The sequence below is a fragment of the Streptomyces sp. NPDC045026 genome (assembly GCF_056432625.1).
In genome coordinates this window covers 112,762-122,158 of record NZ_JBWKIS010000027.1, presented here as the reverse complement: position 1 = coordinate 122,158, position 9,397 = coordinate 112,762, and the positions used below count along the sequence as shown (strand labels likewise).

Below are 9,397 nucleotides of genomic sequence, written 5' to 3'. Positions count from 1 at the left end.
CCTGTGGGAGAGTAGGACGCCGCCGAACTATTTTTGAAGAAAACCCCCGTAACGGATGAGAATCCTGTTACGGGGGTTTTCTGCGTTTAGGGTCGAGCTATGCGATACGACTTGGTCATCTTCGATAATGACGGCGTTCTCGTCGACAGCGAGCCGATCTCCAACAAGCTTCTCGCCGGCTATCTCACCGAACTCGGACACCCCACCTCGTACGAGGAATCCGTCAGGGACTACATGGGCGCTGCCATGCACCGGGTGCACGACCTTGTGGAGAAGCGGACCGGGCAGCGGCTGCCCGAGGACTTCGACGATGTTTTTCATGGGCGGGTGTTCGCCGCCTTCGAGCGGGAACTGGAACCCGTGCCCGGGGCCGGGGAGGTCCTGGAGAAGCTGGCCGCCGATGGAGTGCCGTACTGCGTGGCCTCCTCGGGGAGTCACGAGCGGATCCGCGTCGGGCACCGCAAGACCGGGCACGACAAGTGGTTCGATGACGGGCGGATCTTCAGTTCGCAGGATGTCGGGCGGGGGAAGCCGGCGCCGGATCTCTTCCTCCACGCGGCCCAGCGCATGGGCGTGGCACCGGAGAAGTGCGCGGTCGTGGAGGACAGCCCGCTCGGTGTCCAGGCGGCCTTGGCCGCCGGGATGGACGTCTACGGGTTCACGGCCATGACGCCCGCGAACCGGTTGAGCGCGGCCACCGAACTGTTCGGTGACATGCGGAAGTTGCCTGACCTGCTCACATGACATCCCTGTACGGACCGCCCTGACATTTGTCACCGCGAGCTCCGGACGATCGTTTCTGTTGGGCGGAGGGGGGCCTCCACGAAGCTGAGTACATCGAGAACGGGACGTACACAGTGACGACGGAGGGAACCCGATCATGAGCCAGCTCGTTGCACAGACACCGGTCAAGGCCGCTGAGGCGGCCGGCGCCCCGCAGAACGACCGCGCGGCCCTCCTGGGAAGTCTCAAGCCGCTGGTCGTGGACGTGGTTCTGCCGATGGCCTCGTACTACGTGCTGAGCAAGGGGTTCGGCATGAGCACGCTGGCCGCCCTGGGGTGGAGCAGTGTGCTGCCGGCGCTGCGGACTGTGTGGGGGGTGCTGCGGGAGCGGCGGCTCAATGTGCTGGCCGCGGTCATCCTCTTCGTGAACATGGTGGGGCTGTTGCTGAGCACGGTGACCGGTGATCCGCGGCTGATGCTGGCCAAGGACAGTGGGGTCAGCAGTGTCGTGGGCATCTCGATGCTGGTGTCGGTCGTGGTCGGCAAGCCGCTCCTCACGTCCGCGCTCAAGCCCTTCGTGACCAAGGGGGATGCCGAGCGGACCGCGGCGTGGGAGCGGCTGTCGGCGGGGCCGGGGCGCTTCGTGCGGACCGAGCGGACGTTCACGGCGGTGTGGGGTCTGGCGCTGGTCACCGAGTGCGTGGTGCGGATCGCGGGGGCGTACACGCTGCCGGTCGGCACCATGGTCTGGCTCGGCAATGTGATCATGGCGGGCGCCGTGGTCCTGGCCATCCGGGTCAGCGGGCGTCTGGCCGTGGGGCCGATGGAGCGGATGGTGGAGGGGGAGCTGGGGAGTCGTCGGGCTCAGGTGGAGCGCGTCGCCTGACACCTCCTCAGTGCCCGCAGCACGCCCTCTTCCCGGTCGCCCGATGACGGCGGCCGGGAACTTTCGTTCGAGATGCATCGAGATCCATCTACCCACCGGTAGATCTGGGGCATACGCTGTGCGGCCATGACAGAAGTGCTGCGGCGTGGCAGAGGTTCGCTGGCTTTCAGTTTCTTTGTGCAGGGTGCCGCGTTCGCGCTCCTGGTGACTCGAATACCGGCGATTCAGGATCAGTACGGCATATCGGATGGGCTGTTGCCCGTCTTTCTCGCGGCGGTGCCGATCCTGGCCGGGGTCGGGAGCGTGTGTACCGAGAAGCTGGTCAAGCGGGTACGGCCCAGCCGGGTCCTGCGGTGGTCGCAGCCGGTCGTGCTGCTCGCGCTGCTCGGGGCCGGAGCGGGGGACGCGCTGTGGCAAGTAGCCCTGGCACTGGGGGCGTTCGGCCTCGCGGTGGGTGCGCTGGACGCGTCCATGAACATGCTCGGGGTGAGCCTGCAGCGGGCGTACGGGCGCAGCATCATGCTCGGGTTTCACGCGGCGTACAGCCTCGGCGGGATCGTAGGGGCGTCGCTCGCGTGGGTGGGGGCGCACTGGGATCTCTCGCTGTTCGTGTCGTATCTGCCGGTGGTCGTGCTGTTGTTGCCGGCGGCGTTCGTGGGCAGTCGCTGGTACGTCGACGGGGAGAGCGGCGCGGGTGAGGGTGCGAAGGGCGCCGCGGGTGGGCCGGTGGTGTTCAAGCTGCTGTTGCCGCTGTGTCTGGTGATGACGTTCGCGTACATCGGGGACTCGACGGTCTCCAACTGGAGTGCGAAGTACCTCCAGGACGTGCTGGGCAGTTCGGAGCAGTTGTCGACGGTTCCGTACAACGTCTACATGGTCATGACACTGGTGGGGCGGGCGCTCGGGGACCTTGGGGTTCGGCGGTTCGGGGCGGTCCTGGTGGTGCGGTTCGGGGCCGTGGTGGCGGCGCTCGGGTTCGCGGTCGTGGCGGTGGCGCCGGGGCCCTGGGTGGGGATGCTCGGGTTCACGCTGCTGGGGCTCGGGTTGTGCGTGATCGTGCCGCAGACGTTCGCCGCGGCGGGCAGGCACGCTTTTGAGAATTACGGCCCGAACGCTTCGGATTCGGCGATTGCCCGGCTGAATGTCTTCAACTATGTGGGATTTCTGATCGGTTCGCCGCTTGTGGGTGCTCTGGGTGATGCGTGGAACTACCGGGGGGCGATGCTCGTTCCCATGGTGTTGGTGCTCGTGACACTCGTGTACGCCCGGTCTTTCGCCCCTGGAGCGGACCGATACGGTGACGGACATGAGCGGCCGCGCACAGCTGATGTGGGACGAGGCAGTAACGGGCTATGACTTCGGCCCGGATCACCCGATGGATCCGGTTCGGCTGGCCCTGACGAGAAGTCTCGTCGGGGCTCTTGGGCTCGATCGCGAGGTGGAGGTCGTCGCCGCCAAGCGGGCGGGTGACTCGACGCTGCGGCTCGTGCACCGCGAGGACTATGTGGAGGCGGTCAAGGCCGCGTCCGCCGATCCGGCTTCGGCGGACGGGGCCTACGGGCTGGGAACGGTCGACGATCCGGCCTTCGCCGGAATGCACGAGGTGTCGGCGCTGATCGCCGGCCAGTCCGTGGGCGCGGCGGAGGCCGTGTGGCGCGGTGAGGCACTGCACGCGGTGAACTTTGCGGGCGGGCTGCACCATGCCATGCCCGGGGGCGCTTCCGGGTTCTGCATCTACAACGACGCGGCACTGGCCGTCGCTCGTCTCCTGGAGCTGGGTGCAGAGCGGGTCGCGTACGTGGATGTGGACGTGCATCACGGGGACGGCGTACAGGCGGCGTTCTGGGAGGACCCGCGGGTGCTCACCATTTCGCTGCACGAGCATCCGCGGACGCTGTTTCCGCAGACCGGATGGCCGGAGGAGACGGGGGCCGGCGGTCCCGCGGAGGGGTCGGCGGTCAATGTGGCGCTGCCTGCGGGGACCGGGGACGCGGGGTGGCTGCGGGCTTTTCATGCCGTAGTGCCCGAGCTGCTGGCGGAGTTCAGGCCGCAGGTGCTGGTGACGCAGCACGGCGCCGATACGCACTTCGAGGACCCGCTGGCGCATCTGGCGGTCTCGCTCGATGCGCAGCGGGCCGTGCAGGTCGCCTGTCATGAGCTGGCGCACGAGCATGCTGACGGGCGTTGGGTCGCGCTCGGCGGTGGCGGGTACGCGGTCGTGGACGTGGTGCCGCGGTCCTGGTCGCATCTGGTGGGGATCGCCGCGGGGCATGAGGTGGCGCCCGAGACGGTGGTGCCGGAGAGCTGGCGGCAGGAAGTGTTCGCGAGGACCAGGCAGTTGGCTCCGACGCGGATGACGGACGGGCGGTGGCCGGTCTCGTACCAGGAGTGGGAGGCGGGGTACGACCCGGCGGACCGGCTCGACCAGGCGGTTCTGGCGACGCGGCGTTCGGTGTTCCCGCTACGGGGGCTGTTGCCGTAGTGGTGGGGTGGCGGGCGGCCGGTGAGAGTACGGGGCGTTACGCCAAGTGTGGGGTGTTTTCAGGGTTTTAGGGGTGGCAGGGACCCCAATGCGCCAGCATCACACGGGTGTTGAGCACCGGAGCGTTGCGTGCGCATCTGCTGGCTGCCCATCTGGCCGGGCCCGTGGCGACCTCCCGTGAGGTGAGTCTGCGCAGCTATCGGCTCTTCGCGGCCAGGGATCCCCGGATACTTCTGGGCCTCGACCCCGAGTGGAGCTGGGGGCAGCGGGATCTGCTCGCTCTGATGGCGGACAAGTGCGGGGTGTCGGGCGATCCGGAGGACACCTCGGGGTGCGACGTCATCGACCCGGAGCGGACGCTGGCGGCGCTCGACGCGTTCGCGAAGCGGCTCGGTGAGGCCGCGCGGGGGCGTGTCCCGGTGCTTTTCGGGACGGGTCACCCGCACCGACTCCTCGGTTTCTACGCCGCGTTGGCGGACGCCCTGTCGGCGGCAGGATGTCCCGTCCTCACCCCGGCGCAGGGTAAGAGTGTCGACATAACGACCCGGTTCGGCCTACGTACGTACGACCTCGACTACGTCCGTGGAGTCGCACTGGTGCGGGAACCCGGCGCGCGTGAGCCGGGGGGTGAGACCGGCGCACATACCCACTCACCCCTCCCGGTTCGCACGGTGCTCGCGGCCGCCGCGCAGGCCGGGGGGCCGCTGCCGGGGCTGGTCGTGGGTGACCATGGATGGGTCTGCGGTGCAGGTCAGTTGGGGTTCGATGCGATCGGGCTGGCGGATACGGACGATCCCGCGTTGTTCGTGGGGGAGGCCGAGGGGCAGGTGTCCCTAGTCGTTCCGCTTGATGACGCTGTGCGGTCTGATTACTACCGACCGCTTACTCGCTATGTACTCAATCGAGCGTGTCTGTCACAGTAGCGGGCCATCCGCTGCTCCTCTTCCCCACTCGCACCACACGCCCCTAGTCTGGGGAGTGAGCACGCAACGACGTTGAGTCACCGGAAGGGGAAGCCGGTGACCGTCGAGTGCGGAAGGTTCAGGTGTGTCATGGCTGCTGGTGAGAGTAGGCCTCTGAACGAGGTGCAGTTCCTGACCGTGGCGGAAGTCGCCTCGGTGATGCGAGTCTCGAAGATGACCGTGTACCGGCTGGTGCACAGTGGTCATCTGCCCGCGATTCGGGTCGGAAGGTCTTTCCGAGTCCCGGAACAAGCGGTTCACGAGTACCTCCGCGAGTCCTACGTGGGGGTGGGGACAGCCTGACGGCATCCTTCGGGATCCCTCGATTACAGGCTCAGCGCTGGGCCGGGTAGGCTAGGCCGACGTAGGTCGTGTGGGCCCAGACGCCCCGCACCGAGTGAAGAGAAGTGAGCGAGGGTAGTCGTGGGCTCTGTTATTAAGAAGCGGCGTAAGCGGATGGCCAAGAAGAAGCACCGCAAGCTGCTGAAGCGCACCCGCGTGCAGCGTCGCAACAAGAAGTAAGCGACCGCTGCATCAGCGCGCTCTGTGGCCCCTCCACCGTCCGGTGGAGGGGCCACAGTCGTTCCACGGCCCTTATGGGGCCGCTTTCGCGGGGTTGTGTGGGAGCGTAGGGCCACGCCCCGGCGACCTCGGTCTGTACGTACGTCTGTGGCTGTCGTCACTTCCTGCATCGCGCGGTCATCACAGCGCAACATCGACCCGCTAACGTGGCGGCGAGAGCCAGGCGGTGCGGAACTGGGGCGCGGCAGGGCTGGCGACGGAAGGTAGGCGCTGATCTTGGGCAAGGTCGTGCTCGTGACCGGGGTGGCCCGGCAGCTCGGGGGCCGTTTCGTACGACGCATCCAGCGTGATCCCGATGTGGACCGGGTGATCGGCGTGGACGCGGTGGCGCCTTCGCATCATCTGGGGGGAGCCGATTTCCTCCAGGCGGACATAAGGCAGCCCGCGATCGCCCGGGTGCTCGCCGAGCACTCCGTCGACACGGTCGTCCACCTGGATGTCACGGGCACTCCGCTGGCCAGCGGCGGACGGGGCTCCGTCAAGGAGACCAACGTCATCGGCACGATGCAGCTGCTCGGCGCCTGCCAGAAGTCGCCGGCGGTCAAGCGGCTCGTGGTGAAGTCCAGTACGAACGTGTACGGGTCCGCGCCGCGCGATCCGGCCGTGTTCACCGAGACGACGCCGCCCAAGTCGCTGCCCAGCGGCGGGTTCGCCAAGGACACCGTGGAGGTCGAGGGCTATGTGCGCGGGTTCGCCCGGCGCCGGCCCGACGTCGCGGTGTGCGTCCTGCGGTTCGCGAACATCCTCGGTCCCGCCGCCGATTCGCCGCTCGCCCAGTACTTCTCGCTGCCGGTGCTCCCGACGGTCCTCGGCTACGACCCGCGGCTGCAGTTCGTGCACGAGGACGATGTCATCGAGGTGCTGCGGATTGCGTCGCACGATCCGGCGCGGGGGACGCTCAACAGCGGCACGTTCAATATCGCCGGTGACGGGGTGCTGCTGCTGTCGCAGTGCTCGCGCCGGCTCGGGCGACCCACGGTGCCGGTGTTCCTGCCGGCCGTGACCTGGGTGGGATCGGCGCTGCGTACGCTGGGCGCGACGGACTTCTCGCCCGAGCAGGTCAGGCTGCTCACGCACGGTCGGGTCGTGTCGACGGCCCAGATGCGCGAGACACTGGGCTATCGGCCCGAGTACACGACGGCGGAGACCTTCGCGGAGTTCGTCCGCGGCCGCGGGCCCGGACTTCTGCCGCCCGAGGCCGTCGCGGGTGCCGTGGACCGGATCGCCTCGCTGCCCTTCCTAGGCGGCGGTCACCCCCCGACGCAGAGCGCCAGCTGAGGAGCGCATCAACGATGGCGGACGCCAAGGTCATTCCGTTCGACGACGACCGCTCGCGCGCAGGCGCCGGCAACGGCAAGGTGGTTCCGCGCCGCCGTGGCGCGAGCGTCCGGCGCAAGGGCGAGCCCACTGCCGTACGCGAGGTCGCGCCGCTGCCGGGGCAGCAGGACGACGAGCCGTCACCGCCCGCCGCTGCGCGGGAGTCGGAGCCGCGGGAGCGACCGCAGGCCGGCGGCGGCCTGGACCGGCGCATCGCGGGCGGCCTCGCGTTCCTGCGGCGGCGCCTGACGGGCGATTACGACGTCGACGAGTTCGGCTACGACAAGGAACTCACCGACCAGGTCCTGATGTCCCTGATGCGGCCCCTGTACGAGAAGTACTTCCGGGTCGAGGTGAAGGGCATCGAGAACATCCCTGCGGACGGCGGTGCGCTGATCGTCGCCAACCACTCGGGGACGCTGCCGCTGGACGGCGTGATGCTGCAGGTCGCCGTGCACGACAACCATCCGCAGAACCGGCATCTGCGGCTCCTGGCCGCGGACCTCGTGTTCATGCTGCCGGTGGTCAACGAGCTGGCGCGCAAGGCCGGTCACACGCTGGCCTGCGCGGAGGACGCGCAGCGGCTCCTGGAGCGGGGTGAGCTGGTCGGGGTGATGCCGGAGGGGTTCAAGGGCATCGGCAAGCCGTTCAGCGAGCGGTACAAGCTCCAGCGGTTCGGGCGTGGCGGGTTCGTCTCGACGGCGTTGCGCGCCGGGACGCCGATCGTGCCGTGCTCGATCGTCGGGGCGGAGGAGATCTACCCGATGGTCGGCAACGCGAAGACCCTGGCGCGGCTGCTTGGTGTCCCGTATTTCCCGATCACGCCGACGTTCCCGTGGCTCGGTCCGCTGGGTGCGGTGCCGTTGCCGACGAAGTGGACGATCCAGTTCGGCGAGCCGATCCCGACGGACGGCTTTCCGCCGGAGGCGGCCGAGGATCCGATGCTGATGTTCAACCTGACGGATCAGGTGAGGGAACAGATCCAGCACACGCTGTACAAGCTGCTGGTGCAGCGGCGGTCGGTGTTCTTCTGAGTCTTGTGAGGAGTTCCCGCCCGGGGCTGAGGAGTTCCCGCCCGGGGCTTACGTAGAGGGGGCGGCCACCAGGTCCGGTGGCCGCCCCTTCACGTAACACGCGACGAAGTGACTAGTCCGCGTCCTCGCTGTCGATTCCCAGGCCGGGCAGCAGGCCTGGGAGGAGGGGCGGGAGCGTGACGTCGGGCTTCGGGGTGGTGTGTTTGCCTTCGGACGGCGTGGGGCTGGTGTCGTCCTGGGGTGGGTCGAGGAGGCCGCCGGTGGTGTCGCCGAGGAGGCCGTCGTCGTGGGTGCCGGAGGAGGACGGGCGGGGTTTGCCCGAGCTGTCCTGGTGGGCGCCCGACGCTCCGCCGGCTGTCGGGGTGGAGCGGTCGTCGCCGGAGGAACCGGGCGTCCTGTCGTGGATGCCGGGCTGTCCGCCGGTGCGGCCGTCCTTTGCGGGGGCCTGCGGTAGCAGGGACCGCAGCGGATCGACCTCTTGGTCTATGGCGTCGAAGACCGAGCTGACCTGTTCGCCCACGTCGCCGAGTTGTACGGGCAGGCGGTCGCGCAGTGCGTCCCAGTTCTCGCGGTGGGACTGGGAGAACGACGACAGGGCCTGGATGGGGCCGAGCGAGCCGTCCCTGCGGTAGGCCTCGAGGAGCAGGCGGTGGCCCTCGGAGGCGTCGTACTGGACGCCGGAGAGCGTGCGTCTGACTTCGCCGAGGGACTCGTGGTCGAGCTGTCCGCTGCGGCCGCGCTCCATGAGCCGGCGCGCTTCGCTGAGGCGGGTGGAGGCCTGGTCGAGATAGATCCGGCCGCGGTCGGAATCGCCGTCGGCCATGCCCAGTTTCAGGTCCTCCATCCCGCGTTTCAGTCCGTAGAGGTGGTCACCGGGGAGGGCGTCGGAGCTGGCAGCGGCGACGCCGCCGAAGGCTCCCGCGGCGACACCGACGGTGAGGCCGCCGGCCGCGATGCCCTTGGACAGGCGTGAGCGGGGTCGCAACTTCCGCAGCGGGCTCGCCCGGTGAGCGCCCTTGCGCGCGCGCTGCTCGGGCACGGAAGGGCCTGGGCCTGCACCTCCCGCAGCCGTGCCTTCGAGCAGCATGGCCTCCATGGCGGCCACGAGCTGGGCTCGTTGAACCACCTTGACCTCGGGGTCAAGCCCAGGCTTGGGCAGCTCGTCCAGCCCGGTCGCCAGCGCCAACAGCTTGCCCTGCTCGCCTTGTTCGGCGGGGGGCTCTTCGTGCTGTACGGCCGCAGCTTCCCGGTCGGACTGCTCCTCCAGGGCCTGGGCGAAGGCGTTCGCCCGCCGGTGTGCCGATACGTTCGCGATCACTGGCGGCACCTCCTCTCGTCATGACGGTCGACTCCCCAGGGGGTCCTGAGGGTTGCACGCCCTGAGCACTTCCACACGATCGAGTGAGTGGAA

10 protein-coding genes are annotated in these 9,397 nt (G+C 68.7%); 9 read left to right on the top strand and 1 reads right to left on the bottom strand.

Features of this window, described 5'->3' with window-relative positions; all coding sequences use genetic code 11:
- The first annotated feature begins 99 nt into the window (after window positions 1–99).
- The 9 genes from AC07EJ_RS37305 to AC07EJ_RS37265 all read left to right on the top strand — a co-directional run bounded on the left by AC07EJ_RS37305 (window position 100) and on the right by AC07EJ_RS37265 (window position 7,986).
- Window positions 100–744, top strand: coding sequence for an HAD family hydrolase (locus AC07EJ_RS37305; RefSeq protein ID WP_389491109.1), 645 nt, complete (start codon window positions 100–102; stop codon window positions 742–744).
- 136 nt (window positions 745–880) lie between these two features.
- The gene (locus tag AC07EJ_RS37300; protein WP_393586972.1) at window positions 881–1,609 is read left to right on the top strand and encodes a VC0807 family protein; all 729 of its coding nucleotides are present in this window, start codon (window positions 881–883) and stop codon (window positions 1,607–1,609) included.
- Between the two features lie 126 nt (window positions 1,610–1,735).
- On the top strand, window positions 1,736–2,965 hold the full coding sequence (locus tag AC07EJ_RS37295; RefSeq protein ID WP_478885918.1) for an MFS transporter: 1,230 nt from the start codon (window positions 1,736–1,738) through the stop codon (window positions 2,963–2,965).
- Entirely contained in the window at window positions 2,916–4,091 is a 1,176-nt protein-coding gene (locus AC07EJ_RS37290; protein WP_389491116.1) for an acetoin utilization protein AcuC, read from the top strand. The genes AC07EJ_RS37295 and AC07EJ_RS37290 overlap by 50 nt, the downstream gene beginning before the upstream one ends.
- Window positions 4,092–4,198: 107 nt before the next feature.
- Entirely contained in the window at window positions 4,199–5,014 is an 816-nt protein-coding gene (locus AC07EJ_RS37285) for a phosphatase (RefSeq protein WP_389491118.1), read from the top strand.
- 129 nt (window positions 5,015–5,143) lie between these two features.
- The gene (locus AC07EJ_RS37280; RefSeq protein WP_127832639.1) at window positions 5,144–5,356 is read left to right on the top strand and encodes a helix-turn-helix domain-containing protein; all 213 of its coding nucleotides are present in this window, start codon (window positions 5,144–5,146) and stop codon (window positions 5,354–5,356) included.
- Window positions 5,357–5,476: 120 nt separating this feature from the next.
- A complete protein-coding gene (locus AC07EJ_RS37275) occupies window positions 5,477–5,575 on the top strand; it encodes a 30S ribosomal protein bS22 (RefSeq protein WP_003948845.1) in 99 nt (32 codons plus the stop codon).
- Between the two features lie 276 nt (window positions 5,576–5,851).
- Window positions 5,852–6,913 carry an NAD-dependent epimerase/dehydratase family protein gene (locus tag AC07EJ_RS37270; protein WP_389491120.1) on the top strand — a complete coding sequence of 354 codons (1,062 nt, stop codon included), beginning with the start codon at window positions 5,852–5,854 and terminating at the stop codon, window positions 6,911–6,913.
- Window positions 6,914–6,927: 14 nt separating this feature from the next.
- Window positions 6,928–7,986 carry a lysophospholipid acyltransferase family protein gene (locus AC07EJ_RS37265; RefSeq protein ID WP_389491122.1) on the top strand — a complete coding sequence of 353 codons (1,059 nt, stop codon included), beginning with the start codon at window positions 6,928–6,930 and terminating at the stop codon, window positions 7,984–7,986.
- Window positions 7,987–8,098: 112 nt separating this feature from the next.
- Here the strand turns inward: AC07EJ_RS37265 and AC07EJ_RS37260 are convergent, their stop codons facing one another.
- A complete protein-coding gene (locus AC07EJ_RS37260) occupies window positions 8,099–9,304 on the bottom strand; it encodes a DUF5667 domain-containing protein (protein WP_478885917.1) in 1,206 nt (401 codons plus the stop codon).
- Between the last annotated feature and the right edge of the window lie 93 nt (window positions 9,305–9,397).

Coding starts and splice junctions, on each gene's coding strand:
- AC07EJ_RS37305 (WP_389491109.1), top strand. CDS start 100: ATGCGATACGACTTGGTCATCTTCGATAATGACGGCGTTCTCGTCGAC.
- AC07EJ_RS37300 (WP_393586972.1), top strand. CDS start 881: ATGAGCCAGCTCGTTGCACAGACACCGGTCAAGGCCGCTGAGGCGGCC.
- AC07EJ_RS37295 (WP_478885918.1), top strand. CDS start 1,736: ATGACAGAAGTGCTGCGGCGTGGCAGAGGTTCGCTGGCTTTCAGTTTC.
- AC07EJ_RS37290 (WP_389491116.1), top strand. CDS start 2,916: ATGAGCGGCCGCGCACAGCTGATGTGGGACGAGGCAGTAACGGGCTAT.
- AC07EJ_RS37280 (WP_127832639.1), top strand. CDS start 5,144: ATGGCTGCTGGTGAGAGTAGGCCTCTGAACGAGGTGCAGTTCCTGACC.
- AC07EJ_RS37265 (WP_389491122.1), top strand. CDS start 6,928: ATGGCGGACGCCAAGGTCATTCCGTTCGACGACGACCGCTCGCGCGCA.